Source organism: Pseudomonas tremae (assembly GCF_023278125.1).
GTDB classification, from domain to species: domain Bacteria; phylum Pseudomonadota; class Gammaproteobacteria; order Pseudomonadales; family Pseudomonadaceae; genus Aquipseudomonas; species Aquipseudomonas tremae.
In genome coordinates, this window is sequence record NZ_CP066270.1 from 4,204,831 (window position 1) to 4,231,201 (window position 26,371).

At 58.6% G+C, this 26,371-nt stretch carries 27 protein-coding genes; 14 read left to right on the forward strand and 13 right to left on the reverse strand.

The window, feature by feature from the left end:
* Window positions 1-4: 4 nt before the first annotated feature.
* Together I9H09_RS18975 and purU are read right to left on the reverse strand one after the other, a co-directional pair.
* Window positions 5-223 (reverse strand): hypothetical protein, encoded by a 219-nt coding sequence (locus tag I9H09_RS18975; RefSeq protein WP_024691509.1) that lies wholly within the window; start codon window positions 221-223, stop codon window positions 5-7.
* 78 nt (window positions 224-301) lie between these two features.
* Complete coding sequence (gene purU / locus I9H09_RS18980) at window positions 302-1,153, reverse strand: formyltetrahydrofolate deformylase (protein ID WP_024671719.1); 852 nt, start codon at window positions 1,151-1,153, stop codon at window positions 302-304.
* A gap of 358 nt (window positions 1,154-1,511) precedes the next feature.
* Between purU and mvaT the strand changes: the two genes are divergently transcribed.
* Window positions 1,512-1,892 carry a histone-like nucleoid-structuring protein MvaT gene (gene mvaT / locus I9H09_RS18985; RefSeq protein WP_122347900.1) on the forward strand — a complete coding sequence of 127 codons (381 nt, stop codon included), beginning with the start codon at window positions 1,512-1,514 and terminating at the stop codon, window positions 1,890-1,892.
* 70 nt (window positions 1,893-1,962) lie between these two features.
* Here the strand turns inward: mvaT and sbcB are convergent, their stop codons facing one another.
* Window positions 1,963-3,393: an exodeoxyribonuclease I gene (gene sbcB, locus I9H09_RS18990; RefSeq protein WP_122347901.1), complete on the reverse strand. Its 1,431-nt coding sequence runs from the start codon at window positions 3,391-3,393 to the stop codon at window positions 1,963-1,965.
* Between the two features lie 222 nt (window positions 3,394-3,615).
* Between sbcB and I9H09_RS18995 the strand changes: the two genes are divergently transcribed.
* The 6 genes from I9H09_RS18995 to I9H09_RS19020 are packed head-to-tail and all read left to right on the forward strand — an operon-like array spanning window position 3,616 to window position 10,446.
* Window positions 3,616-4,299 carry an RDD family protein gene (locus I9H09_RS18995; RefSeq protein ID WP_053480775.1) on the forward strand — a complete coding sequence of 228 codons (684 nt, stop codon included), beginning with the start codon at window positions 3,616-3,618 and terminating at the stop codon, window positions 4,297-4,299.
* Complete coding sequence (locus I9H09_RS19000; protein ID WP_122323356.1) at window positions 4,296-5,270, forward strand: stage II sporulation protein M; 975 nt, start codon at window positions 4,296-4,298, stop codon at window positions 5,268-5,270. Before I9H09_RS18995 ends, I9H09_RS19000 begins: the two co-directional genes overlap by 4 nt.
* Complete coding sequence (locus I9H09_RS19005; protein WP_122347902.1) at window positions 5,257-6,846, forward strand: DUF4129 domain-containing protein; 1,590 nt, start codon at window positions 5,257-5,259, stop codon at window positions 6,844-6,846. Before I9H09_RS19000 ends, I9H09_RS19005 begins: the two co-directional genes overlap by 14 nt.
* Window positions 6,843-8,060, forward strand: coding sequence for a DUF4350 domain-containing protein (locus I9H09_RS19010; RefSeq protein ID WP_122347903.1), 1,218 nt, complete (start codon window positions 6,843-6,845; stop codon window positions 8,058-8,060). Before I9H09_RS19005 ends, I9H09_RS19010 begins: the two co-directional genes overlap by 4 nt.
* Window positions 8,057-9,106, forward strand: coding sequence for an AAA family ATPase (locus tag I9H09_RS19015; protein ID WP_122347904.1), 1,050 nt, complete (start codon window positions 8,057-8,059; stop codon window positions 9,104-9,106). Before I9H09_RS19010 ends, I9H09_RS19015 begins: the two co-directional genes overlap by 4 nt.
* Entirely contained in the window at window positions 9,103-10,446 is a 1,344-nt protein-coding gene (locus tag I9H09_RS19020) for a DUF58 domain-containing protein (protein ID WP_122347905.1), read from the forward strand. Before I9H09_RS19015 ends, I9H09_RS19020 begins: the two co-directional genes overlap by 4 nt.
* Window positions 10,447-10,486: 40 nt before the next feature.
* On the opposite strand, the gene I9H09_RS19025 is transcribed toward I9H09_RS19020, so the two are convergent.
* Together I9H09_RS19025 and I9H09_RS19030 are read right to left on the reverse strand one after the other, a co-directional pair.
* Window positions 10,487-10,846, reverse strand: a complete 360-nt coding sequence (locus tag I9H09_RS19025; RefSeq protein ID WP_005889114.1) for a PilZ domain-containing protein — start codon at window positions 10,844-10,846, stop codon at window positions 10,487-10,489.
* A gap of 190 nt (window positions 10,847-11,036) precedes the next feature.
* Window positions 11,037-11,438 carry a tetratricopeptide repeat protein gene (locus I9H09_RS19030; protein WP_005889112.1) on the reverse strand — a complete coding sequence of 134 codons (402 nt, stop codon included), beginning with the start codon at window positions 11,436-11,438 and terminating at the stop codon, window positions 11,037-11,039.
* Window positions 11,439-11,614: 176 nt separating this feature from the next.
* Here I9H09_RS19030 and pyk point away from each other — a divergent pair, with 176 nt between their 5' ends.
* The gene (gene pyk, locus I9H09_RS19035) at window positions 11,615-13,066 is read left to right on the forward strand and encodes a pyruvate kinase (RefSeq protein ID WP_005889111.1); all 1,452 of its coding nucleotides are present in this window, start codon (window positions 11,615-11,617) and stop codon (window positions 13,064-13,066) included.
* Window positions 13,067-13,166: 100 nt separating this feature from the next.
* On the opposite strand, the gene I9H09_RS19040 is transcribed toward pyk, so the two are convergent.
* Entirely contained in the window at window positions 13,167-14,105 is a 939-nt protein-coding gene (locus tag I9H09_RS19040) for an iron-sulfur-binding ferredoxin reductase (protein ID WP_005889110.1), read from the reverse strand.
* Between the two features lie 179 nt (window positions 14,106-14,284).
* On the opposite strand from I9H09_RS19040, the gene I9H09_RS19045 reads away from it, so the two are divergent.
* On the forward strand, window positions 14,285-15,808 hold the full coding sequence (locus I9H09_RS19045; protein ID WP_122347906.1) for a fumarate hydratase: 1,524 nt from the start codon (window positions 14,285-14,287) through the stop codon (window positions 15,806-15,808).
* 300 nt (window positions 15,809-16,108) lie between these two features.
* Here the strand turns inward: I9H09_RS19045 and I9H09_RS19050 are convergent, their stop codons facing one another.
* The 5 genes from I9H09_RS19050 to I9H09_RS19070 form a co-directional block, all read right to left on the reverse strand.
* A complete protein-coding gene (locus I9H09_RS19050; RefSeq protein ID WP_122311451.1) occupies window positions 16,109-16,591 on the reverse strand; it encodes a hypothetical protein in 483 nt (160 codons plus the stop codon).
* Between the two features lie 344 nt (window positions 16,592-16,935).
* The gene (locus tag I9H09_RS19055; RefSeq protein ID WP_024671727.1) at window positions 16,936-18,093 is read right to left on the reverse strand and encodes a phospholipase D-like domain-containing protein; all 1,158 of its coding nucleotides are present in this window, start codon (window positions 18,091-18,093) and stop codon (window positions 16,936-16,938) included.
* A gap of 1 nt (window position 18,094) precedes the next feature.
* Window positions 18,095-18,676 (reverse strand): YceI family protein, encoded by a 582-nt coding sequence (locus tag I9H09_RS19060; protein WP_005889104.1) that lies wholly within the window; start codon window positions 18,674-18,676, stop codon window positions 18,095-18,097.
* Window positions 18,677-18,754: 78 nt separating this feature from the next.
* Entirely contained in the window at window positions 18,755-19,093 is a 339-nt protein-coding gene (locus tag I9H09_RS19065; RefSeq protein ID WP_024691518.1) for a hypothetical protein, read from the reverse strand.
* Entirely contained in the window at window positions 19,090-20,196 is a 1,107-nt protein-coding gene (locus I9H09_RS19070) for a serine hydrolase domain-containing protein (protein WP_122311449.1), read from the reverse strand. Before I9H09_RS19070 ends, I9H09_RS19065 begins: the two co-directional genes overlap by 4 nt.
* A gap of 344 nt (window positions 20,197-20,540) precedes the next feature.
* Between I9H09_RS19070 and olsB the strand changes: the two genes are divergently transcribed.
* Both olsB and I9H09_RS19080 read left to right on the forward strand, forming a co-directional pair.
* Window positions 20,541-21,296 (forward strand): L-ornithine N(alpha)-acyltransferase, encoded by a 756-nt coding sequence (gene olsB / locus I9H09_RS19075; RefSeq protein ID WP_005889100.1) that lies wholly within the window; start codon window positions 20,541-20,543, stop codon window positions 21,294-21,296.
* Window positions 21,296-22,102: a lysophospholipid acyltransferase family protein gene (locus tag I9H09_RS19080; protein WP_024691520.1), complete on the forward strand. Its 807-nt coding sequence runs from the start codon at window positions 21,296-21,298 to the stop codon at window positions 22,100-22,102. The genes olsB and I9H09_RS19080 overlap by 1 nt, the downstream gene beginning before the upstream one ends.
* Here the strand turns inward: I9H09_RS19080 and I9H09_RS19085 are convergent.
* Window positions 22,060-22,659: an acyl carrier protein phosphodiesterase gene (locus I9H09_RS19085; RefSeq protein WP_122347907.1), complete on the reverse strand. Its 600-nt coding sequence runs from the start codon at window positions 22,657-22,659 to the stop codon at window positions 22,060-22,062. The genes I9H09_RS19080 and I9H09_RS19085 overlap by 43 nt on opposite strands.
* A 163-nt stretch (window positions 22,660-22,822) precedes the next feature.
* Here I9H09_RS19085 and I9H09_RS19090 point away from each other — a divergent pair, with 163 nt between their 5' ends.
* From I9H09_RS19090 to I9H09_RS19100, 3 genes are read left to right on the forward strand one after another with little or no spacing between them, the layout of a single operon-like run.
* Window positions 22,823-23,137, forward strand: coding sequence for an ArsR/SmtB family transcription factor (locus I9H09_RS19090; RefSeq protein ID WP_005889094.1), 315 nt, complete (start codon window positions 22,823-22,825; stop codon window positions 23,135-23,137).
* 30 nt (window positions 23,138-23,167) lie between these two features.
* Window positions 23,168-24,334, forward strand: coding sequence for an MFS transporter (locus tag I9H09_RS19095; RefSeq protein WP_024691522.1), 1,167 nt, complete (start codon window positions 23,168-23,170; stop codon window positions 24,332-24,334).
* Window positions 24,335-24,355: 21 nt separating this feature from the next.
* Window positions 24,356-25,405, forward strand: a complete 1,050-nt coding sequence (locus I9H09_RS19100; RefSeq protein ID WP_122347908.1) for an alkene reductase — start codon at window positions 24,356-24,358, stop codon at window positions 25,403-25,405.
* An 80-nt stretch (window positions 25,406-25,485) separates the two neighbouring features.
* On the opposite strand, the gene I9H09_RS19105 is transcribed toward I9H09_RS19100, so the two are convergent.
* Window positions 25,486-26,265, reverse strand: coding sequence for a hypothetical protein (locus I9H09_RS19105; protein WP_080268226.1), 780 nt, complete (start codon window positions 26,263-26,265; stop codon window positions 25,486-25,488).
* Window positions 26,266-26,371: the final 106 nt, after the last annotated feature.

Consider the following 26,371-nt stretch of genomic DNA (forward strand, 5'->3'; position numbering starts at 1 on the left):
TTGATCACTTGCCCTCTCCCTCTCCACTTCCTTCAGCCACTTCGCCAGCCTCCTCGCTTCCTGCCGCCTCTTCTGATTGCTGCAACTCACGCCATAGCGCCGCCGCACCGTCAAAATTGGCACCGTTTTCGGGAGTCAGGGCAGCGGGGTCATAGCGACTGAGACAGCCCTCACCCAGCGTGGCGGGTGCAGTGGAAGTGGCTTTATCGAAAGGTTCTTTCATCGGCTGTCACTCTGAGCGTTGCACTCCTGCCGATGCATTGCACCGGAAGCGCGACAGGCGCGCTCCCGAAACAATAGATCAGCCGAAGACGACTGTCTTGTTGTCGTGTACCAGAACGCGGTCTTCGAGATGGGCGCGCAGACCACGGGCCAGTACCATTTTTTCCACATCACGACCGAAACGCACCATGTTTTCGATGCTGTCACGATGGCTGACACGTACCACATCCTGTTCGATGATCGGCCCGGCATCGAGCTCTTCGGTGACGTAGTGACAGGTTGCACCGATCAGTTTGACGCCGCGCAAAGATGCCTGGTGGTACGGCTTGGCACCAACGAACGAAGGCAGGAAGCTGTGGTGGATATTGATCACCTGATGAGCATATTCACGGCACAACTGCGGCGGAAGGATCTGCATGTAACGCGCCAGCACGACAACATCGGCCTGGTGATGCCCGACCAGACGCGACACTTCGGCAAACGCCGGTTCCTTGTCTTTGGGGTCTACCGGAACATGGTAGTAAGGAATGTCATGCCACTCGACCATGCTGCGCAGGTCCTGGTGATTTGAAATGACACAGGCGATGTCGCAGTCCAGCTCATCACTGTGCCAGCGGTGCAGCAGGTCTGCCAGACAGTGGGACTCGCGACTGGCCATGAGCACAACGCGCTTCTTCTGCGCCGAGTCGGTGATGCGCCAGTCCATGGCGAACTCTTCGGCGATTGGCTTAAACGCCTCGCGGAACCCGTCCAGATCAAATGGCAGGGTATCGGCACGTATTTCGTGGCGCATGAAAAACCAGCCGCTGAGACTGTCCGAGTGATGACTCGCTTCAGTGATCCAGCCGTTATGGGACGCCAGAAAGTTACTGACTTTGGCAACGATGCCTACACGGTCCGGGCAAGCAATCACCAGACGAAAAGTGCGCATTAGGGGAAACTCCAGAACTTCGCAAAGCCGCTATTCTAGCGGCTGCGCAGCAAAACTGCAGTATCTCTGTTGTCCCGATTCGTCTGCCGGAAATGACGCCTTTCGGGCAGAAGATTGCACCTTGCCAGTATCGGCTTTCTGGAGGACCACTGCTAAACAAGACCTGTATTAAGCAGGGCTTTATAGCCGGGTTATTTTGAGGGACGCCCGGCGCGCTCCTAGTTCAGACGTCTGTAGGACGCGTGTATATTGCTAAATAATTCAAATAAAACTTTTATTTAATGTTTACTTGCTCATTTACAGTGACTATTATTGTCGCACTGTCTCCCTGCAACCCTTCACAACATAAGGTCTCCTCATGTCCCTGATCAACGAGTACCGCGCCACAGAAGAAGCCATCAAAGAACTGCAAGCCCGTTTGAAGAACCTGTCGCAAGACGACAAACTGCAAACCGAGCTGGAATTCGAAGGCAAACTGCGCACGCTGATGGGCGAATATCAAAAATCGCTGCGCGACATCATTGCTCTGCTGGATCCGGACGCCAAGGTAAGCAAAGCGCCACGTGGCGGTGCTGTTAAACCGGCTGGCACCAAACGCGCTCGCAAGGTCAAGCAATACAAGAACCCGCACAATGGCGAAGTCATCGAAACCAAAGGTGGCAACCACAAAACGCTGAAAGAGTGGAAAGCCAAGTGGGGCAGTGACGACGTTGAAAGCTGGGCCACTCTGTTGGGCTAAGCTTCATAAGGTCATGATTGACTGCGATTGAAAAAACGCCAGCTTGCTGGCGTTTTTTATTGCGCGCTATTTATACACCCAGACGTTTACTCAGCTGCTGGGCGTAGTCTTGCCATTGCCGTAATACCTCAAGCTGCGCAGGCGTGGCATTAAGCGACACGTCAATCAGCGCTTTCGTAAAATCCTGTAGGGTATTAGGCGCGCCCGACTCCGGACTGCGCAGCCGCTGCTGACAGAACGCCACCCAGCGCTGCTGCTCTTCAGTGCTCAAGGTGTCAGGAAAGTTACGGGCGCGGTACCTGAATAACAACTCAGGCAGACGAGCATCGTCGAAGGGCCATCCGTCCCGGGCCAGTTGTTCAGGCTCGGCCTGTCGAACTTGCTCGCACAATCGCCGGTCACGATCACCGATAAAACCGTCATATAACTGTTGTTCGGGATCTTCACTTGCGACAAAGTCGTCCTTGCCGTAAAGGACCTGCAATTTGTCCTGCCAAACTTCTCGACTGTCATTCAACTGCGCCGCACGTGCCTGATAAGCCGTCAGATCCAGTTGCAGGCGTTGCTGATCTTCGCTGCGCAACACACCCAATGGCGCAACCACCGGACAACGATTTATATGCAACAACTTAAGCGGCACTGGCAATTGGCCTTCCTCCAACGCGTCATGCCGGGTATATAAGTGCTGCTTTAGCGTTTCAGCGTCGTATTGCAACAACGGCGAATGATCCAGGTGAAGGTCACAGACAATCAGCGCATTACGATTATGGGGATGCCACGCCAGCGGAAGCACCACGCCAAGATAATTGCGCGCGGCAGAAAAGCGCCCCGAAATATGCACCAGTGGTTGCAGGAGCCGGACCTGATCCTGAACCTTCTGTTTAGTGCGCAGTGCAAACAGATAATCATAAAGCTTCGGCTGCTTTTCCCGAATCAGACGCGCAAGTGCAATAGTTGCTCGAACGTCGGATAACGCATCATGCGCCTGCCCATGATCAATACCGTTGGCAGCCGTCAGCCGTTCCAGCTTAAGCGTGACCCGCCCGTCCTGTTCAGGCCAGACGATGCCATCGGGGCGCAATGCATACGCTGCGCGTACCACATCGATCAAGTCCCAACGGCTATTACCGCCTTGCCATTCGCGTGCGTAGGGGTCGAAGAAGTTGCGATAGAAACTGTACCGTGTGACCTCGTCGTCGAAACGCAGCGTGTTGTAGCCAGCACCACAAGTGCCCGGCGCGGACAGTTCGGCATGCACTCGGGTCATGAAGTCTGCTTCGCACAAACCTTTTTCGGCCAGTGTGGCAGGCGTGATGCCGGTAATCACACAGGCCGCCGGATGGGGCAGAATGTCATCACTGGGCTGGCAGTACAGATTGACCGGAGGCGCGATCTCATTGAGCTCGGCATCGGTTCGGATGCCAGCCATCTGCAACGCGCGATCATTGCGCGGGTTGATGCCGGTGGTTTCGTAGTCGTACCAGAAAATGCTGGAAGTCACGGGCTGATCCTGAGCAAAAGACCGGCGAAGTGTAGGGCGTCAAGGGCGCCGTTGGCTAATAGCGCGGTTTCCGGCGCATCGGGAAATGTTTTCTTACAGCCCGCGTATTGAATGGTCGGTTGCTTAGCTTGGCTGCGATAGCTAGCATCAGTTCTGGTTTTCAGGGGCAACCTCCCGACAATGTCATCCCTTCCCGTTTTGCCAAGGAATGCAAAGCTGCCCATGCCGCTGGATACCCGTATCGACATCGAGACTCCGGAAGGCATAGACATGATTCTCCGCCCTGCCGGCCTTGTTATCCGCGCACTGGCGTTTGGCATCGACCTTTGTGTTCGCGCAGCCATCATTGCCGTCTTCTATATGCTCCTGCAACTGTTCGACAAGCTCGGCATCGGCTTGGGCGCCATCGTGTTTTTTCTGGTGAATTGGTGGTACATGGTGCTGTTTGAAGTGCTTGGCCAGGGCCGCACACCGGGCAAGCGCTTACTGGGGCTGCGAGTGGTTCACGACGACGGCACCCCGATAGACTGGTCTTCCTCCCTGATACGCAATCTGCTGCGCTTCGTCGACATGCTCCCCATCGGCTACGGGTTTGGCGCGATCGCTTGCCTGAACCATCCGCTGTTCAAACGTCTGGGCGATCTGGCCGCCGGCAGCCTGGTCATCTACAGCGACCGTCCTGTGATCCGCCCGACTCTACCGGACGCAGAGCCCGTTATCGTGCCGTTCTCGCTGCACCTGGATGAACAGCGTGCGGTCATGAGCCTGGCAGAGCGGCAAGGCGAACTGTCCAGCGCGCGCACCCAGGAGCTCGCGTCGATCCTGGCCGAGCCACTGCGCATTCCCGCTCACAAGGCCGTCGTCCATGTAAACGGCATCGCCCGCAGCCTGCTGGGGTCGAAATGAAACAGAGCCTGTTTGAAACACGTCATGAAGAAGAGTGGCAACGCTTTGCACAGCACCTTGATGCGCTGGAACATGGCAAAGCCAATGCCAACGCAACATTCCCTGGCGATTATCGGCGCATCTGCCACCAACTGGCGCTGGCACAGGAACGCGGCTACAGCAGCCATCTGATCGACCCCCTGCATCAGTTGGCCATGCGTGGACACCAGCAACTCTACCGTCACCGCAGCGCTGCGGGTGCCCGTTTGTTGGGTTTCATCGTGGGAGGCTTTCCGCGTCTGGTACGCGCCGAATGGCGTTTCGTGCTGGTTGCCAGCCTGTTGTTCTTCGGCAGCCAGATCGTCATGGGGCTGCTGGTGTATGGTTTCCCGCAACTGGTCTACAGCGTGGTCAGCCCGGAACAGCTCCTTGAAATGCAAAGCATGTACGACCCGTCAGCCAGCCGGATCGGGCAGTCCATCGAGCGAGAATCCGACGCTGACTGGATGATGTTCGGCTACTACATCATGAATAACATCGGAATCGCCTTCCAGACCTACGCCAGCGGTCTGCTGTTCGGCTTGGGCAGCCTGTTTTTCCTGCTTTTCAACGGTGTGATGATCGGCGCCGTGGCGGGCCATCTGACTGATATTGGTTACGGCCAGACCTTCTGGTCGTTCGTCGTGGGTCATAGTGCCTTCGAACTGACCGCCATTGCGCTGTCCGGCGCCGCCGGTCTCAAACTGGGATGGGCCCTGCTGGCCCCAGGGAATGTCACACGCGGTACGGCACTGCGCGCAGCAGCAAGCAGCAGCGTGCAACTGACAGGCGGGGTGGTACTGTTTCTGCTGATAGCGGCATTCGTAGAGGCCTACTGGTCATCAATGACATGGCCCGCCCCCCTCGTCAAATACCTGGCAGGTGCCGCGCTGTGGCTACTGGTCATTGCATACCTGACCTTGGCCGGACGTACCCCTCATGCGCCTGACTGAATCTACCGTCGCCATACGTCCGCGCTCCCCTTGGGAAGCCATCGATCTGGGCGTCCTGCTCGCGGGTCGGCATCGCGGCCTGCTGATGGGCAGTTGGGCAATCATTACATTGCCTTTTTTCTGCCTGCTCAGCGTGCTGCTCTGGGATTACCCTTCAGCAGTCATTTTTATTTTCTGGTGGCTCAAGCCTGCGTTCGAACGTTTGCCGCTGCTCATTTTGTCGCAGTCGCTGTTCGGTACGACGCCAACTTTGAGACAAGCCCTCAAGGCCTGGCCAGCCACACTGAAAGACCAGCTTTTGCCCAGCCTGCTTTGGCGCCGACTCAGCCTGAGCCGCAGCTTTCAACTGCCGGTCCAGCAACTGGAACACTTGGCAGGCACGGAGCGCGCCATGCGAGTTAGCCTGCTCAGCCAGAAAGACCTTCGCGCTGCGCGGTTACTCACCATCGTCGGCGCGCATCTTGAATACGCACTGTGGATAAGCTTGCTGATCCTGCTTTATGCCTTCATTCCACAAAGAGTCGAGATAGACTGGAACTGGGAAAACCTGATCGACGCAGGAAACCAGTGGATATGGATCGACCACCTGACCAATCTTTTCTATGCCTTAGCGCTGGTGATCTGGGAGCCAGTCTATGTTGCATGCGGCTTCACCCTGTACCTCAATCGCCGAACCGTCCTTGAGGCCTGGGATATCGAACTGGTTTTCAGGCGCCTGCGCCAGCGCCTGATCGGCAGCGCCTATGCACTTTTGTTCGGTGTCGGGCTGGTCCTTTCGACAGCACCCGCCCCGGCGTTGGCCGACCCACAAAACTACAGCTGCCCGCTGCCTGACACCGCTGTGGCAGAGCCCGCCCAAAATGAAGCGGGCCCCGACACGCCGCGCCTTTTACACCAGCCACTGAACAGCGAAACCGCCAAGAGCGAGATACACGGCATTCTGGATCGGCCTCCGTTCAAGAACATCCGCACCGAGAGCGGCTGGCGCTTTCCAGAAAAGGAAAAAAAGCAGGCAGGGGTCAAGGACAGACATGGTGACGGCTGGTTGCTCGACTGGCTCAATCGGCTTGTGCAGGCTGCCAGCGAATTGGCCCGTCTGGCCGAGATACTACTCTGGGGCATTGTCATCGGCCTGGCAGGCCTGCTGATCTGGCGCTACCGGGACTGGCTCAAAACCTTTGCAAGGCTGGAAACCACCCGGACTAAAACCACCCGCCCCGCCCCCGAACAGCTGTTCGGGCTGCAAGTGAGTGCCGAAAGTCTTCCTGAGGATGTCGCCGGTCAGGTCGAGCAACTCTGGAGCAACCAGCCCCGCGAAGCACTGGGTTTGTTATACCGCGCATTGCTCAGTCGTTTGTTGAGCGACTACCGATTGCCGCTGAAGAACGCCGACACCGAAGGTCAGATATTGCAACATATCGCCTTGCTGAACCAGCCGCTGCTGAGTGACTTCAGCCGAGAACTGACAGCGCATTGGCAAAACCTTGCCTATGGTCATCGCCTTCCACCTGCTAACGCCAGGCAGGAACTCTGCGATGGCTGGCGTCGTCTGTTCAATCCAGCGGTTAAAACATGAGCCGCCGTTACGCAATACTCAGCTGGCTGATGACCCTGTTGCTGCTGACAGGCGCGGGCCTTTACCTGCTCGGCAGTCATTTGGAGCGCTATGAGGAAACCGTTGATAAAGGGCCCTCCCCGCAAGCGATAGCCAACCCTTGGCTCGCGGCCGAACATTTCCTGCGCGAGCGCTCCGTCACGGTGAACACCGCTGACACCCTGGACCAGCTTCCGGACCCGACTCAGGGCACCCAAACCCTGCTTTTGCTCAATGACCGTGCAGGCATGACGCCCGTGCAAACCGAGCGTCTGCTGAACTGGGCCGAAGCAGGCGGACACCTGCTGTTCGTGGCCGAACGGCTCTGGGACGAACAGAAAGGTCGCAGTGGCGACCTGCTGCTCGACAGACTGAAGGTCCATCAGTATCTGACCCGAGACATCAATGAGCAGGAGCGACAGTTGAATGACCCGCAGCCCATGCTGCCCATTCCTCTGATCAGGCCTGCCCCCAGCCGTAAAAAAATGCCTTGGCCCGAGTTGACTCGTCTTTATCTGGAAAATGAAAACGAACCGGCCTATATGAGCTTCGAGCCTGCGTTTCATCTCGAAGACCCGGAAGACCAGGCGCAGGCGTGGGCCAACAGCGCCGAGGCCACCCATATGCTGCAGATACAACGTGGAAAAGGGCTGATCACCATTGTCACCGATTCAGGCCTTTGGGAAACCCACTCGATCGGCAGCTACGACAATGCATGGCTGCTCTGGTATCTGACCCAGAACAGCGACGTGACCATGATACTGAAGACTCGACACGACAATTTGCCAGCCCTGTTGCTGCGCAACTTTCCCGAGGCACTGCTGGCCTTCGCGTTGCTGATCGGCCTGGGGCTCTGGCATGTCGGCCTGCGCGAGGGTCCGCTGCGCCGCCCCGTGGCCTTGGCGCGCCGCCAATTGACCGAGCACTTGCGCGCCAGCGCCGGCTTCCTGCTCAGACACACGGGCCAGCAACCCCTTATAAAGGGGCTGCAACAGGACATTCTGCGCCGCGCACGTCGACTGCATCCAGGCTTCGAGCGGCTGGTCGTCGCCGAACAATGGCAGGTGCTGTCGCGCCTCACCCGACAGCCCACCAGCGCCATCAGCGATGCCCTGCGCCCGCGCCCGGCGCAGCGCCTCTCACATAGCGAATTCACCCGTCAGGTGGCCCACCTGCAAACTCTCAGGAACACATGAGCGATCCAACACCCGAACTGTCCGGCAGCGCCCAGCCCTTGATCGACCCGGCCAGCGAGCCTGGCAGCCCGGCAAGCACTCAACTGCAGCAGCGCCAGCGCGCCAGTCAGCTCGCCCAGGCACTGCGCGCCGAACTGCAAAAGGCCGTGTTCGGCCAGACTGCAGTTGTCGAAGACGTCCTGACCGCGCTGATCGGCGGCGGGCATGTGCTGCTTGAAGGCGTACCGGGGCTGGGCAAGACATTGCTGGTTCGGGCGCTTGCCAGTTGTATCGGCTGCGAGTTTGCCCGCATCCAGTTCACGCCGGACCTGATGCCCAGCGATGTCACCGGTCACGCCGTGTATGACATGCAGACCGAGCAGTTCAAACTGCGCAAGGGGCCGTTGTTCACCAACCTGTTGCTGGCCGACGAAATCAACCGGGCGCCGGCCAAGACTCAGGCGGCGCTGCTTGAAGCCATGCAGGAGCGGCAAGTCACCCTCGAAGGTCGAGCCCTGCCCATTGCGCAACCGTTCATGGTGCTGGCAACCCAGAACCCCATCGAACAGGAAGGCACTTACCCATTGCCGGAAGCCGAACTGGACCGCTTCATGCTGAAACTGCGCATGGACTATCCCGAAGCGCAGGAAGAGCTGGAGATGGTGCGTCAGGTCACCCGCTCCACCCGTGCCGACATGCTGGATGTGCGACCACTCAGGGTCATCATGCAGGCGCGTGAGGTTCAGGTACTTCAACGCATTGCCAGCGAGTTGCCCCTGGATGAGCAAGTGCTGGACTATGCCGTGCGCCTGGGCCGCAGCACACGCACCTGGCCGGGTCTGAGTCAGGGTGCCGGGCCACGCGCCTCAATTGCGCTGGTGCGTGGCGGGCGCGCCAGAGCGCTGTTGCGGGGTGGCGAATTTGTCACTCCGGACGACATAAAAGGCTGCGCACTTGCGGTACTCCGGCACAGGGTCAGGCTGTCCCCTGAACTGGACATCGAAGGGCTGTCGGTGGATCAGGTGCTCAGGCAGATCCTCGAGCAGGTACCGGCACCGCGCCTGTGAAACAGTTATTGAAGCCTTCTGTTCCGATGCTTTGCTGGCTCGGCGGGCTGGCGTGCGTTGCTTTGCTGTTGGGCACCCTTCATGCGCTCGGCATCGACTATCCGCAGCAGATCGACAGCCTTTACCGGGGCGCAATGCTGGCACTGGCGGGTCTGGCCTTGCTGGATGCAGTCTTGCTGCTGCGTCATCCGTCGCCCCGCGTGCAGCGCGAACTACCGGGCAGCCTGGCACTGGATCGCTGGAACGAAGCCACGCTCGACGTGAGCCACGACGGCAGCAAGGCGCTCACACTGAAGATATTCGACCACGTGCCACCAGGCCTGGAGCATGAAAACCTGCCGCAATCCATCACCCTGCCTGCTGATAGCAAAGGCAGGGTCGGCTACCGTCTGCGCCCTTCAAGCCGGGGCCATTTCACGTTCGAGCAATGCGAGATAAGCCTGCCCGGCCCTTTGCGACTGTGGACGACACGGCGCTATTTGGTTGTACATAGCACGACGCGTGTCTATCCGGACTTTGCTCGTCTGTACGGCGGGCAGTTGCTTGCTGTAGACAGCTGGCTGAGTCAGTTGGGCGTGCGTCAATTGCAACGTCGCGGGCCTGGTATGGAATTCAACCAGTTGCGTGAGTTTCGCGAGGGCGACAGCTTGCGCCAGATCGACTGGAAAGCCACTGCACGTCAGCGAACGCCGATTGCCAGGGAGTACCAGGACGAGCGAGACCAGCAAATAGTATTCATGCTCGATTGCGGGCGCCGGATGCGCAGTCAAGATGGCGAGCTGTCGCATTTCGATCATGCGCTCAATGCCTGCCTGCTGCTGAGCTATGTCGCGTTGCGTCAGGGCGACTCCGTAGGTATCTCGACATTTGCCAGCGAGCAGGACCGCTACCTGTCGCCCGTCAAGGGGCCAAGCCAGCTCAACCTGTTGCTCAACACTGTCTATGACCTGCAGACCACTCGCCGCCCGGCTGATTACAGCGCCGCCGTGCGCCATGTAATGATTCGCCAGAAAAGACGATCGCTGGTGGTGTTGGTGACCAATCTTCGCGATGAAGACGACGAGGAGCTGCTGGTGGCGGTCAGGCAGCTAAGCGGACAACATCGGGTACTGATTGCCAGTCTGAGAGAAGAAGTGCTCGACAGCCTGCGTCAGTCACCGGTACAGACCTATGAACAGGCGCTGGACTACTGCGGGACAATGAATTTCCTCAATGCCCGAGCGTCCCTGCACGACCGCCTGAGCGCGCAGGGCATAGCAATCATGGATGCGCGACCAAAAGAACTTGGCCCACAGCTGGTCAGCCGCTATCTGGGCTGGAAAAAAGCAGGAACGCTGTAAAAGACAGAAATACCGCAGTACGACCTGCTCTGTAGCGGAATCAGGCTGACGCTTCGTAAGAAGGATAAAAGCAGAAATAACGCTGCAGAAGCTCGATGAACTCCAGATACTCTGTCGAAACCTCAGGCAGTTCAAAACCGGAATCGAAGCTGCCCGGGGTTTCGTCTTCGCGACACCACAGGCAGGTAGCACTCACTTCAAGCGGCTGCCCGGTATCACTGCCTGGCCGCTTCAGGCACAGATCGAACCTGGCACCTACCAGCAAAGGCAGCTCGCTGATAAGCATCAACCCTTCTTCTGACACATTTCCCAGGCACCCTAGAGGTCTGCCGGTGTGGCGGTTGAACACCTGAAGATAATCCTGCAGCTGGTGTCTTTCGATTTTTCGTTCTTTATGCATGGCAGGCTGCCTTGTGAGGCCATTGTTACAGTCGTGTACAAATACGTGTCGACTGTGGGCTTCATCTGCACAACCCCTACAGGACCTCTCGAGGTAGGTCCCTGCAGCTCATCCGCTCCGTTAGATCAGACTAGCTCAGAAATTTTCAAAATCCACCCGGCAGCGGCCTCTCCCATCCAAATGAATGTAACTACTTTGATACTGAGACGTTTCGCGCAGGTGCGGGCACGGGTACAGGTCTGGCGGGTTGGGCCTTGGGGTAAAGGCCTACCTGCGCCAACGTGTCGAGTCTGGCTCGCGCACGATACGCATACTCACTCCCAGGGTATTGGGTCATCAGAAACTGGTAAGTCTGTGCTGCGTCGACATACAATTTTTGCCGCTCCAGGCACTGGCCACGCAGCATCGACACTTCTGGCTGCACATAGCGGCGCGAACGGCTCTGCCGCTCCACTTTGGAGAGGTCGAGCATCACCCGGTCACAATCGCCCTCCTGATAGGCACGGTAGGCGTGGTCCAGGTTGGAGTTCATTGCCCAGCGAGTGCAACCGCCAAGCGCAACCAGTAATACAACAATCGTTACAATACGCATGGGAGTCTCCTGTTATCTGCCCTGTATCGGCCTGACAGCCTGTTTCTTCAACTGAATCGAGCGCCAGTCGTCCGCCGATTGCCCTCCTCGACTGCAATATCTCAGTGCAAAGGAACAATGACTAAAGACCCAGACAGGAGTAGCCTCTCGCTGCGCTTCAATTAAGGAGTTTGTGCATGACCGTTCGCCGCACCAAAATCGTCGCCACACTTGGCCCTGCCAGCAACTCGCCGGAAGTCATCGAACAACTGATCCTCGCGGGTCTGGACGTTGCTCGCCTGAACTTCTCTCACGGCACTCCCGATGAGCACAAGGCACGCGCCAGGCTCATCCGCGAAATCGCCACGAAGCACGGGCGCTTCGTCGCTCTGCTGGGCGACCTGCAGGGTCCCAAAATCCGTATCGCGAAGTTCACCGACAAGCGAATCGAGCTGAAGGTGGGTGACAAGTTCACCTTCTCCACAGCTCATCCGCTGACCAGTGGCAACCAGCAAATCGTGGGTATCGACTACCCGGATCTGGTCAAGGATTGCGGCGTAGGCGACGAGCTGTTGCTCGACGACGGTCGCGTGGTCATGCGCGTCGACACCCAGACCGCAAACGAGCTGCACTGTACGGTGCTGATCGGCGGTCCGCTGTCCGACCATAAAGGTATCAACCGTCGCGGCGGTGGCCTGACGGCTCCGGCACTTACCGAAAAAGACAAGCAGGACATCAAGCTCGCTGCCGAAATGGACCTGGACTACCTGGCCGTTTCGTTCCCGCGCGATGCTGCCGACATGGAATACGCTCGCCAGTTGCGTGACGAATCCGGTGGCACAGCCTGGCTGGTCGCCAAGATCGAACGCGCTGAAGCCGTCGCCAATGATGAAGTGCTTGATGCTCTCATCCGCGCCAGCGACGCCGTCATGGTTGCCCGTGGCGACCTGGGCGTTGAAATCGGCGATGCCGAGCTGGTGGGCGTACAGAAGCGCATCATTCTGCACGCTCGTCGCCATAACAAGGCAGTGATCGTTGCGACGCAGATGATGGAGTCGATGATCTCCAGCCCCATGCCGACCCGCGCCGAAGTGTCCGACGTGGCCAACGCTGTGCTCGACTACACCGACGCCGTCATGCTCTCGGCCGAAAGTGCTGCAGGTTCCTACCCGATCGAAGCGGTGCAAGCCATGGCGCGCATCTGCGTCGGCGCTGAAAAGCACCCGACCGGCAAGACCTCCAGCCACCGCATCGGTCACTCGTTCACACGTTGTGACGAAAGCATTGCGCTGGCCGCCATGTACACCGCCAACCACTTCCCTGGCGTGAAGGCGATCATCGCACTGACCGAAAGCGGCTACACCCCGCTTATCATGTCGCGCATCCGCTCCTCGGTGCCGATCTACGCGTTCTCTCCGCACCGTGGCACTCAGGCACGCGCGGCGATGTTCCGTGGTGTCTACACCGTGCCATTCGACCCGGCAGCCCTGCCGCCAGGTCAGGTCAGCCAGGCCGCAGTCGATGAGCTGCTCAAGCGTGGTCTGGTCGAGCAAGGTGACTGGGTCATCCTGACCAAGGGCGACAGCTACCACACCATCGGTGGCACCAACGGCATGAAGATCCTGCACGTTGGCGACCCGTTGGTCTGACGGTATAACGCCGTAAGCCAAGGCCCCGTCTCGCAAGAGTCGGGGCCTTTTGCTTTGAGTCAGCCGCGTGAGTTTTCATGATTATCATGCGGACGCTCTTTCAGTCCCGCGCTAAAAACACATCCGCCAATAATTGATTACGCGGCAGTCCCGCCAGATAAAGACGTTTGGCGAACATCTCCACGTTCTCAGCACTGCCACACACCAACGCCATTGCATGCCGCGATAACAGTCGCAACTCGGCCAGAGTTGCCTGGAGCGTCTGCGCGGTAATCAGTTGCACAAGCAACTGTGGATAACGCTCAGCCAGGGCCTGCAGTTCACTTGCCAGATAATGTTCCTGACTGTCGCGAGCCAGGTGTATCAGGCGGATGCTGCCTTGATGCTCCTGACGCAGGGCCTCGCGCAGCACCCCCCACAACGGTCCGAGGCCTGTGCCGGCGGCCAGCAGCAGCAAGGGCTGGTCCTGCCAGTCAGGGTCATAGCGCAGTGCCCCGCCGCGTAGCTCACCCAGCCTCAGCTCATCACCTGCCTGCAACTGCCGGGCGGCATCGCGGAATGCGCCAGGCTGACTGCAGTCGATGTGAAACTCCAGAAACGGATCTTCACCCGGAATACTGGCCAGCGAATAAGGTCGCGCCACACCGCTTTCAGTCCACAGCACCTGATGTTGCCCGGCGCTGTAACGCAATGGGCGCAAGGGTTCGAGACGCAAACGCAGCACAGCCGGACAAAGCCAGTCGCAGCCTGAGACTCTGGCAGGCAAACCGTCCCTTTGCGGGTCGAACACTTCGACTGACAGGTCCTCGACCACGCGGCACTGGCAAGCAAGACGCCAGCCCTGTTGACGTTTTTCAGCAGGCAAGGCATCGGGAAGCGCGTCCTCAGGCTCGCCTTTGACACAACGCACCAGACACGCATGGCAACTGCCGGCACGGCAACTGTAAGGCACCGAGACACCGGCATGGTTGAGGTCATCAAGCAGATTGCTGGCCGACGCGACCGACCAGCTACGCTCTCCAACATGCAATTGAGGCATTCAGGCGACCCGTGCAGAAAATAACAGCGATTGTACAGCCTGCTCTTCAGGGCGGGTTATACTGCCGCGCCTTTTTGCGCCCGCTACGGCCAACCCTGCAGCTCTGGTTCAAGCCGCAGTTCCAGACTGCTGCCGATAGCGTAATTGAATGTTCCCGTCATAACAGAGGAGCGCGCCGCATGACCGTGATCAAGCAAGACGACCTGATTCAGAGCGTTGCAGACGCACTGCAGTTCATTTCCTATTACCACCCCGTGGACTTCATTCAGGCCATGCACGAGGCGTATCTGCGCGAAGAGTCGCCTGCCGCTCGCGACTCCATCGCCCAGATCCTGATCAACTCGCGCATGTGCGCGACCGGTCATCGCCCGATCTGCCAGGACACCGGCATCGTCACTGTTTTCGTGCGCGTCGGCATGGACGTACGCTGGGACGGCGCCACCATGGGCCTGGACGACATGATCAACGAAGGTGTGCGTCGCGCCTACAACCTGCCTGAAAACGTGCTGCGCGCTTCGATCCTCGCCGACCCGGCAGGCGCTCGCAAGAACACCAAGGACAACACCCCCGCCGTCATTCACTACTCCATCGTTCCGGGTAATACCGTCGAAGTGGACGTAGCGGCAAAAGGCGGCGGCTCGGAAAACAAATCGAAGATGGCGATGCTCAACCCATCCGACTCAATCGTCGACTGGGTACTGAAGACCGTACCGACCATGGGTGCGGGCTGGTGCCCACCCGGCATGCTCGGCATCGGCATCGGCGGCACTGCTGAAAAAGCGGCGGTCATGGCCAAGGAAGTGTTGATGGAGTCCATCGACATTCATGAACTGAAGGCACGCGGCCCGCAAAGCCGTATCGAAGAGATGCGCCTGGAGCTGTTCGAGAAGGTCAACCAGTTGGGCATCGGTGCTCAGGGCCTTGGCGGTCTGACCACCGTGCTCGACGTCAAGATCATGGATTACCCGACCCACGCCGCTTCACTGCCGGTGTGCATGATCCCCAACTGCGCCGCCACCCGTCATGCTCACTTCGTGCTCGACGGCACCGGCCCTGCCTCGCTGGAAGCGCCATCGCTGGACGCCTACCCGGAAATCGTTTGGGAAGCCGGCCCTTCGGCCCGTCGCGTCAACCTCGACACACTGACCCCGGAAGACGTGCAAAGCTGGAAACCGGGCGAAACCGTGCTGCTCAACGGCAAGATGCTGACTGGCCGCGACGCTGCGCACAAGCGCATGGTCGAAATGCTCAACAGGGACGAAACCCTGCCGGTTGACCTGAAGGGTCGCTTTATCTACTACGTCGGCCCGGTTGATCCGGTGCGCGAAGAAGTGGTCGGCCCCGCCGGCCCGACCACAGCCACGCGGATGGACAAGTTCACCCGTCAGATCCTCGACCAGACCGGCCTGCTGGGCATGATCGGCAAATCCGAACGCGGCCCTACCGCTATCGAAGCGATCCGTGACCACAAGGCCGTTTACCTGATGGCTGTCGGCGGCGCTGCGTATCTGGTCGCCCAGGCGATCAAGAAATCCCGAGTCGTGGCCTTTGCCGAACTGGGCATGGAAGCGATCTACGAGTTCGAGGTCAAAGACATGCCGGTCACCGTGGCGGTCGACAGTACCGGTGAATCCGTACACATCACCGGCCCACAGATCTGGCAGAAGAAGATCAGCGACAGTCTGGCGGTGGAAGTGCAGTAAGGCTTCGCATTACAAGGAAGGAAAACTGGCAATGCCGCCAGTTTTCCTTCCTTGCTGCCAACGATTACCGGGCTATCAATAACTCGCACTCCCCCGCCCCCAGCTCGGCCTACTTGACCCTATTTTATGACACGTTCTCACAGTTGCCGTTACTTACCGCCAAGCACCAGCCTGCAATACATACCCTACACTAACCAGAGACCTTTCAACCCCGATTAACAGGCGGGAGCTGCTGCGCAAACCTGAAATACAAATGATGATAAGCGCAAGCATCCTGCTATATCTTGTTCTGAGCACTACCTAAAAAGGCTGAGAAACATCATGCTGAGTCAATGTGATCCGGTAGCTTCGTAACGTCTCGCCTTCGGTAATGTATTGCTTACTGAAATAATCATAGACAGCGCCCGTTACCTCTACGCCCACACCGTTGGGTGTGTCGGAAATCTTTACGTCACCAGGGTCGCTGTCCGTCAGCAGGAAAAGACGAGTTTCATTCAACTGCTTCAACACGTCCGAGTCGTTGCCTTCCAGACGTTTGCTTATGTAAAAACGCAAGGTGTTCAGATCTGTCGCGGGTGCCAGGTAGCGGCTGATGTAAAGCCAGTCGCCCTGCGGCAGCTCGCGTTTCATCAGCAGTTCGTCTGCCCCGGAAGGGCTATCCAGATAATCGAACAACGTGAACTTCAAAACCACAACCGAGAACAGCAACCAGAAGAAAAACTTATAGTTGAATTTAAGATTGAGACTTTCCTGCTTTGAAGCATTTTTCCTTTCGCTATCCACCTTCAGTCCTTTTTACCGCAAGATTTATAATCGGGGCGCTATATTCTGGGGGCTGCCTTGATAAAAATAATGTACCCACGCTGATAGAAAGGCAACGAAAACATACTAAAAAACCTTAAGGCAATGCATTTTAGGAAACAGTAGAAGGATGCATCTATTTCAACTGAAGAAAACTTCAGTCAATGTTCCGACCTCTTGTATTCGGCTATACAGCCCCCAAACTCCATCGATGGTCACCCAGTTATCGATCAGGTTTGGCAGGTCTGCTTTTGGTATACCGCTCGCTGGGCCGCTTCGCATAACCACCATGCCAACGCAGGGCCATCGTCAGCCCCGCGTACACTTCAATTTCGCTGGTCCAGCAAGTTCACCACCAGCCGGTCAATCCAGCCCCACAAACGCTGTTTGACGCGCCGCCACAGTGGCCTGGCTTTCCAGTCTTCCAGCGTGATTTCAGTGCTCAGGGCGAAGTCTTTTTCGAAGCTGGCGACTACGTCTCGGGTCAATCCCGGGTCCAGGGCTTCGAGGTTGGCCTCCAGGTTGAAGTGCAGGTTCCAGTGATCGAAGTTGCATGAACCGAGGCTTACCCAGTCATCGATCAGCACCATTTTCAGGTGCAGGAAGCACGGCTGGTATTCGAAGACCTTCACACCGGCACGCAGCAAGCGCGGGTAATAGCGGTGACCGGCGTAGCGCACGGACGGGTGATCGGTGCGCGGCCCGGTCAGCAACAGACGTACATCGATGCCACGCGCGGCTGCGCTGCGCAACGCACGACGGACTTTCCAGGAGGGCAAGAAATACGGCGTAGCCAGCCAGATACGCTTCTGCCCGCTGTGCAGGCTGCGGACCAGCGATTGCACAATGTCGCGGTGTTGACGGGAATCGGCATACGCGACGCGGCCCAACCCTGTGCCGGACGTCGGGACTTTCGGCAAGTGCGTCAGACCAAAATTCTGCTTCGGGCGCCAGGCAAAGCGTCGTGCATTGGCGTGGAACTGCCGGTCGAACAGCGCCTGCCAGTCGAGCACCAGCGGTCCGGTGATCTCCACCATGACCTCGTGCCACTGGCTGACGTCTTTGTCCGGCTCCCAGAATTCGTCGGTCACACCAGTACCGCCGACTACCGCCAGGGTTTTATCCACCACCAGTATCTTGCGATGGTCGCGGTAGAAGTTACGCACACCACGCCGCCAGTGAATCGGGTTGTAGAAGCGCAGGATGACACCGGCATTGATCAGTTGCTGACGCAGGCCCGCATCGAAAGCTTTTGAGCCGAAATCATCGAACAGGCAGCGCACGATGACTCCGCGTCTGCCCGCATCTACCAGTGCCCGCACAATGGCATCGGCGCAGGCACCGGCTTCGACCAGGTACAACTCCAGGTCAACCTGCTGCTCGGCGCGGTCGATGGCCGCAATCATGCGCGGAAAGAACGCAGGGCCGTCGATCAGCAATTGAAACTGGTTGTCTTCACGCCACGGAAATATCGTGCTGGCCATATCAGCGCGCCGTGAAGATCAGTACAGCGCCTACAGGTACTGACAGGCTGATCGCAGACAATCCCGCAGCGTCACGCAAAGCAGTGAAGTCCGGCACCAGATCGAAGTCCTGAGCATGAACCACCAGTGGTTCCAGCGTCACCACCTGAAAACGGCGCTCATCAAGCCGTGTCGCCAGCAACTCGGCGTTGTAAGTGTGGGTTTTGCCCCGCAGGCTGACAGACAGCGGCAAGCGCAGTTCGAGTTGCGCGCCAGGCGCCAGGTCATTGATGGGCCGCATGTCGAGCTGAGCGGTGATTTGCGCAGCAGGAAACTTGCGCACCTGAAACACTTGTTCGCGAAGGCGCTCGTCCCGCAACGGAATGCCGGTGCTGACTGAATCCGTCTCGATCCCTACTTCGGCTAGCCCGTTGTTGTCGACCTTGCCATGCAGCACCAGAAAGCGATGCACTTCGGCAATGTCAGCATTTTTGGTCGAGGTGAAAGACAGTCGCGATGACTCGTTATCCAGATACCAGTTCGCCTGGGCAGGTAACGCCACTGCGGCCAGCGTGACCAGCAGCAGGCGATTTATGTTGAACATGCAGACTCCGGAGGTGCATTTGAGGGCTACCTTACCGCCTGTCAGACCTCCGGCAAACTGCTATGTTCGCCGGAATCTCTACAGCACGGGCGGTTGCAGACGACAGCCCTGTCGTTCACCCTGCCAGGCTGCACTGCTGGTGCGTCCGAGACCACTGGCCACCACCCGCTTTGGGCCGGCGTCGTCAGTCAGGGTGCTGGGCACGTACTGTTTGACGTACGCCCGGCAGTAGGCTTCCGGGTTGTTCATCACGTACCGGCACGAGCAATATTCCTTGGCAGTGTAGGCACTGATGATGGTCGGAAAGGCTTGCAGGTTCACGCGGTACTGCCAGGCAAGTACTGCGAGCGTGGCAATGATCAGAATCAGCAGGCTGCTGAACGGGCGACGCAGAATGAAGAGTCGACGGCTGCTCATTGGCCAGTCTCCTTGCCGAATGCCGCAAGCAGAAGCTTGAGCATTTGATCGTGGTTGTAAGTGCCGTCGCGGTCATCGGCATAGCGCACGATCACCAGCTTCTGGCTGGGGATTACATACAACGCCTGCCCCCAATGTCCAAGGGCCGCGAACGTATCAGGCGGCGCGTCCGGCCACGGGCCTTTGCCTCCATCCAGGGTGCGGTTGAGCCACCACTGACCGCCCGGGACTTCAACGCTGGCGTCCACTTGCTCGCCCGCAAACGGCGTCAGGACAAAACCGAGCCATTCCTTATTGAGTAACTGCCGACCCTGCCATTCGCCGCCGCGCTGCATCAGCAGACCGATACGCGCCAGATCGCGAGCAGTCATGTAGGCATAGGACGACCCTACAAATGTCCCGCTGCCATCGGTTTCCCAAACGGCGCTGTGGATACCGAGCGGGTCGAAAAGCGCTGTCCACGGATAGTCCGCGTACGCGGGTTGCCCGACCATGGTTTTCAATGCAGCAGCCAGAACGTTGCTGTCGCCGCTGGAATAAAGGTACGCCTTGCCCGGTGGCCTGGCTGCCGGGTGATCGGCTGTGAAGTGCGCCATATCGTCACGCCCTCGGGTATAGAGCATGGCGACTACAGAAGAGTTGAGCGGAGCGTATTCGTAGTCCTCCTGCCAATCCAGACCAGAGGCCCAATTCATCATGTTCTTGATGGTGATGTCGGGATGTTTCTCGAACGGTGCGTAGAACTTCGCGACCGGATCATTCAACTGAAAGCGCCCGTCTGTAAACGCCACGCCCAATACGGTAGCCATGATGCTTTTGCTGATCGACCAGGTCAGGTGCGGGGTCTGTTCAGTGGTGACACCAGCATAGTGTTCGTACACCACTTCCCCGTCGCGGATAACCAGGAGCGCATCGGTGCGGATGCCCTTGCGGGCCTCGTCGTCACGGGGCGGGAACGCGTAGGTGTCGAGCGCTTCGATTGCCGGGGCCGGGGATACGGCTCGGGAAGACCACTGCTCTGCAGGCCATGTTTCAGCAATGACGCTCTGGGTGCCGAGGCACAGGAGAAGAAACAGACTCAGGCGGACAGTTCCAAGAGGCATGGCAGGTTCCCAAAATGGTTATCCGCGAACTGTATCAGGGCTTCATGACAGTCATCTGATGCTGATGGATCGTTCTTCACCTTCAAGAGCGTCCAGAAATGCATGCCCTCGCTGGAGCATGGACACGATGGGCGTGCCTTCGGAGACCTATCGTTCTGCGGCGTTTGCACGCGCGTATTGCTCCTCTCAAATGCTCATGAAAAGGCTTCACGATCTCCGTCACACAACCATCACCAAAGCGTCACAGGCATGACACGCCATCTCCCTAGCCTGCAGTTACGGCAAAGCGCCTGGACAAATCAGTCAACCAGCCAACTCTGCAAGGCTGGCTCATGGAGATTCGTATGACCCAGATCGCCCGCATTCGTGACAACACTTCTGAACGTCGTCTTCAGGCCGAGCGCCTGATTGGAACGCGCGCCTTGCAGGAAGCACAGGCGTTGCGTTTCAGTGTGTTCAGCGAAGAGTTCAACGCCCGCCTCAATGGCGCTGAACAAGGGCTGGATATCGATGATTACGATATTCACTGCTCACACATCGGGGTTCGCGACTTGAACTCCGGGCGTCTTGTAGCCACAACGCGGCTGCTTGACCACAAAGCCGCCAGTACCTTGGGCAGCTTTTACAGTGAAGAAGAATTCAGCCTGCACGGCCTGGCTCATCTGCAGGGTCCGATTCTGGAACTGGGCCGCACCTGTGTCGACCCGGCGTACCGCAACGGTGGCACCATTGCCGTGCTGTGGAGTGAACTGGCCGAAGTACTCAATGAGGGCGGCTACAGCTACCTGATGGGTTGCGCGAGTATCCCGATGCAGGACGGCGGGATTCAGGCCCACGCGATCATGCAGCGCCTGCGCGAACGCTATCTGTGCAACGAACATCTGCGCGCCGAGCCTAAGAACCCGCTGCCGACTCTCGACATCCCCAACAACGTCATCTGCGAAATGCCGCCGCTGCTCAAGGCCTACATGCGCCTCGGTGCCAAGATCTGTGGCGAGCCTTGCTGGGACGAGGATTTCCAGGTAGCAGACGTGTTCATCCTGCTCAAGCGCGATGACCTGTGCCCTCGCTACGCGCGCCATTTCAAGGCGGCCGTGTAATGAGCAGGGTGCGCGGCTATGCCCGCGTAGCCAGAGTGCTGATGGTAGTGGCGCTCGGCCTGACGATTGCCGGAGCATTCGCGATTCTGGAACGCATTAAATTCGGCAGTACGATGGAGCGCAGGCAGCGCTGGAGCCGCTGGTTCATGGCCCGCCTGAGTAACGCGCTGCCGTTTCGGGTGACCGTCACCGGCGAGCTGCCAAAGCAGCCGATGCTGTGGGTGAGCAACCATGTGTCATGGACCGACATTGCACTGCTGGGGATGCTCGCGCCACTGTCGTTCCTGTCCAAGGCCGAAGTGCGGACCTGGCCAGTGGCCGGCTGGCTGGCCTTGAAGGCCGGTACGCTGTTCATCCGTCGTGGCTCGGGCGACAGCCGTCTGATCCAGAAGCAAATGTGCAGTCATCTGCAACAAGGCAACGCGCTGCTGATCTTCCCGGAAGGCACCACCACTGACGGCAAGGGCTTGCGTACCTTCCATGGTCGTCTGCTGTCCAGCGCCATCGACGCGGGCGTGCCGATTCAGCCGGTAGCCATTGGTTATTCGCGCGACGGCAAGCCTGACCCGATTGCTCCGTTCATTGGCGATGATGACTTGCTGTCACATTTGCGCCGACTGTTCGCCAACGAGCAAAGCGACGTGCACATACATTTGCTGACGCCGATCCAGACTGCGGATCAGGAGCGTGCGGCCTTGGCCTTCAAGGCTCAGCAGGCTGTGCAAGTGGCATTGTTTGGTGAACCCGAGATCGGCGAGCCTGCTCAGTCGGGTGAGGCGGTCTCTCGCCCAGCCAGAGCGGCCTGAGCGAAATCCTGCAACTGCGGGTAAAACTCGGCGAAGTCATCACTCAAGGGCTGGTAGAGCGCCTGCAGTTCGTGCATGCCGCCTGCCAGCCCTTCTGGTCGTGACAAACGGCTGGATATGCCCCGCAGCACCTGCTCCAGCACCTCGAACTGTCGATAAGAACCCAACCAGTCCTGCGCTGCCATGCGCGGTGCAATCAGCGCCAGGCGTTCGGGCAGTTGCGACTCGGCAGCCAAAGTGCCGTAGACCTTTCGGGTGAACACATCCAGCGGTAGATCGGCATACAGATGCCAGTCGCGCGCCAGACAGTGATCAAAAAAAACATCGAGCATGATGCCCGCGTAGCGCCGTCGCTGTGACGGAAACCGGGCAATGGAGGCCTTGATCAGCGGGTGGCTGTCGGTGAAGACATCGATACTCCGGTGCAGACGGATGGCGGCTTCAAGCTCCGCCGGAAAGCGCCCCGGCAGTGGACCTTTGACGAAATCGCCATACAGGCTGCCAAGCAATTGGGCGGGACGATGCCCGCCGAGATGAAGATGTGCCAGATAGTTCATGACAGCAAGCGTACGCCGCTTGCAGGCATGCAGTCCATATATCGATATAACCCGATATGCCGATTTATCCACTTCTAAGCACAAAATCATATTTGTATATCGCGAAATACAGATATAAGGTTCGCCCTATCGCGATATATCGCTACACGCCTGTGAGAACGACATGCAGATCGACCTCGACGACATAATAAAAGCCCTGGCCCACCCGGTCCGCCGAGAAATCCTGACCTGGCTGAAGGACCCGCGCGCGAGTTTTCCTGCGCAGGAATATTCGATCGAACACGGCGTCTGCGCCGGGCAGATCGATCAACGTGCAGGTTTGTCCCAGTCAACGGTGTCGGCCCACCTTGCAACGCTGCAACGCGCCGGGCTGATCAGCAGCAAAAAGGTCGGCCAGTGGCACTTCTTCCGTCGTAACGAAGAGGTGATCCAGGCCTTCGTTGAGGCGCTGGTTCACGAGCTGAACAACCCGACCTGATTTTTTCCACCTTTTTCCAGGAGATGCCTTGTGCCCCTTTCGCTACTCATTCTGGCCCTGAGCGCCTTCGCCATCGGCACCACTGAATTCGTCATCATGGGCCTTTTGCCCGACGTTGCCGCCGACCTGGGTGTGTCCATTCCCGGAGCAGGCTGGCTGGTGACCGGCTATGCGCTGGGCGTGGCAGTCGGCGCGCCGTTCATGGCAATGGCCACAGCAAAACTGCCGCGCAAGGCAGCGCTGGTTACGCTGATGGGGATTTTCATCATCGGCAACCTGCTCTGTGCGCTGGCCAGTGATTACAACGTGCTGATGTTTGCCCGCGTGGTCACGGCGCTTTGCCACGGCGCATTCTTCGGTATCGGCTCGGTGGTCGCCGCAGGACTGGTGCCCGCCAATCGGCGTGCCTCGGCGGTAGCCTTGATGTTCACCGGCCTTACCCTCGCCAACGTGCTGGGTGTCCCACTGGGCACCGCGCTGGGTCAATACGCAGGCTGGCGCTCGACCTTCTGGGCCGTGACTGTCATCGGGATCATTGCACTGATTGGCCTGATCCGCTTTCTGCCGACCAATCGCAACGAAGAAAAACTCGACATGCGTGCCGAACTGGGCGCCTTGCGAGGTGCCGGCATCTGGCTGTCGCTGACCATGACCGCGTTGTTTTCAGCCTCCATGTTCACGCTGTTCACTTACATCGCACCGCTGCTCGGCGAAGTGACCGGCGTGTCACCCAATGGCGTGACCTGGACCTTGCTGTTGATCGGTCTTGGCCTGACGGCAGGCAATGTGATCGGCGGCAAAATGGCTGATCGTCGTCTTTCGTCGACGCTGATCGGGGTGTTCGCTTCGATGGCCGTGATTTCCACCGCCCTGAGCTGGACCAGCATCGCGCTGATACCGACTGAAATCACCCTGTTCCTCTGGGCGGTTGCGGCCTTTGCCGCCGTACCGGCCCTGCAGATCAACGTGGTGACCTTCGGCAAGGCCGCGCCCAATCTGGTTTCCACCCTGAACATCGGCGCCTTCAACGTCGGCAACGCGCTCGGCGCCTGGGTCGGCGGCAGTGTTATCGCCCACGGCCTGGGCCTGACCAGCGTGCCTCTGGCGGCAGCCGTCCTGGCGGTGCTCGCGCTGCTTATAACCCTGATTACATTTCGTCAGACCGGCAATCCGGATCTGGCCCACGCTACCCACTGATCAATCCCGAGGACTCGATACATGACGACTATCTTTGACCCGATCACCATTGGCGATCTGCAACTGCCCAACCGCATCATCATGGCGCCCCTGACACGCTGCCGCGCCGACGAAGGCCGCGTGCCCAATGCAATGATGTCCGAGTATTACGTGCAGCGCGCTTCGGCAGGCCTGATCCTGACTGAAGCCACCTCGGTAACGCCGATGGGCGTGGGTTACCCGGACACCCCCGGCATCTGGTCCAGCGATCAGGTTCGCGGCTGGAGCAACATCACCAAAGCCGTACACAACGCTGGCGGCCGCATCGTCTTGCAGCTGTGGCACGTAGGCCGCATTTCCCACCCTTCGTACCTGAATGGCGAAACTCCGGTTGCGCCAAGTGCCATTGCTGCCGAAGGCCATGTAAGCCTGATGCGCCCTATCACTCCGCTGCCGGTACCGCGCGCACTGGAGCTGGCGGAAATCGGCGACATCGTCGAGGCCTATCGCATCGGTGCGGAAAACGCCAAAGCGGCGGGTTTCGATGGTGTCGAGGTCCACGGTGCCAACGGCTACCTGCTTGAGCAGTTCCTGCTGACGGGGTCCAATCAGCGCACAGATCAGTACGGCGGCTCGGTGGAGAATCGCGCTCGTCTGCTGCTGGAAGTGACTGATGCAGTCATTGAAGTCTGGGGCGCAGGTCGCGTCGGCGTGCATCTCTCGCCTCGCGCCGACATGCATGACATGAGCGATGAAAGCCGTGCCGAAACTTTTGGCTACGTGGCCAAAGAGCTCGGCAAGCGCGGTATCGCGTTCATCTGCGCCCGTGAGCATGATGCTGAAGACAGCCTTGGCCCGCAGTTGAAAGAAGCCTTTGGCGGTGTGTATATCGCCAACGAGAAATTCACCAAGAACACTGCCAATGCGTGGCTGGCAGAAGGCAAGGCCGATGCCATAGCGTTCGGCGTGCCTTACATTGCCAACCCGGACCTGCCAGAGCGTCTGGCCAGCGATGCGCCGCTGAACGAACCGCACCCTGACACCTTCTACGCCAAGGGGCCGGTCGGCTACATCGACTACCCGCGCCTGTAACCCGACGCTGCAACAGCAAAAACCCTGACTCGCAAGAGCCAGGGTTTTTTCGTCTGAATTTATTGCGCTTCAAACGCAATCTAGGTCGCGACTATTCCTAACACATTGCCTTCGGCATCAGTGATGGTGCCATCCGGCAACTTCCAGCGCCCGTCCGGGTAGTTGACCGAGCCATCAGCCATGACCCAAGTGCCGTCCTTGTGCAGAACCGCACCATCGGGGTGCTCGATCGAACCATCTGCATGGACGGTGGTGCCATCCAGATGCTGCGTGGTGCCGTCGGGACGAGTCACGGACTCGCCATCTGCAGCGGCAACACTTCCGTCAGGGTGACTGACCGTACCATCAGGGTTGAAAACGCTATTGAGCGGGTGGACCAGTTGTAAAACACCAGTGACGGTATTGACGACTGCCAGTAGCTTGTCCAGACGCGAAGGCGCTTCAGGGACCGGCGGCGTTGTCTGCACAACCTTTGGGTTGGTAGAGGGTTTTACGCTTGGTGTTACCGGTGGTTTCACATGTGGCTTCTGCGGATCCACTACCTTGACCCGAGGTTTCACAGGCGGCTTCACGGGTGGCTTCAGCGGCTCAACCACCTTGGCCGGTGGCTTCACAGGCGGTGTCACGGGTGGCTTCAGCGGGCTAACCACCTTGACCTGAGGTTTCACAGGTGGCTTGACCCTTACCTGAGGTGCGTGCTGGATAGGCGTGAAGTCCGGGCTGGCAGGCGCATCCCCCTCGGGAGGTGAGCTCATCATGGCAGGTTCGTCTGCCCACTTGCCCATGTCTTCAGCAGGACTGTGTACCTGTTCGGTCGTTTGTTGTGCGGTATCGGTATCCATATCAATGATTCCATTCATTCCTGAGTATCCATTTAGTTAACAGCCAGGCAAGCGTAAGCCCTCCTCTAACCGGCAAGCACATAACTATTTAACGAGGAGAAAAATCGCGGCGGTTGCACTTGCC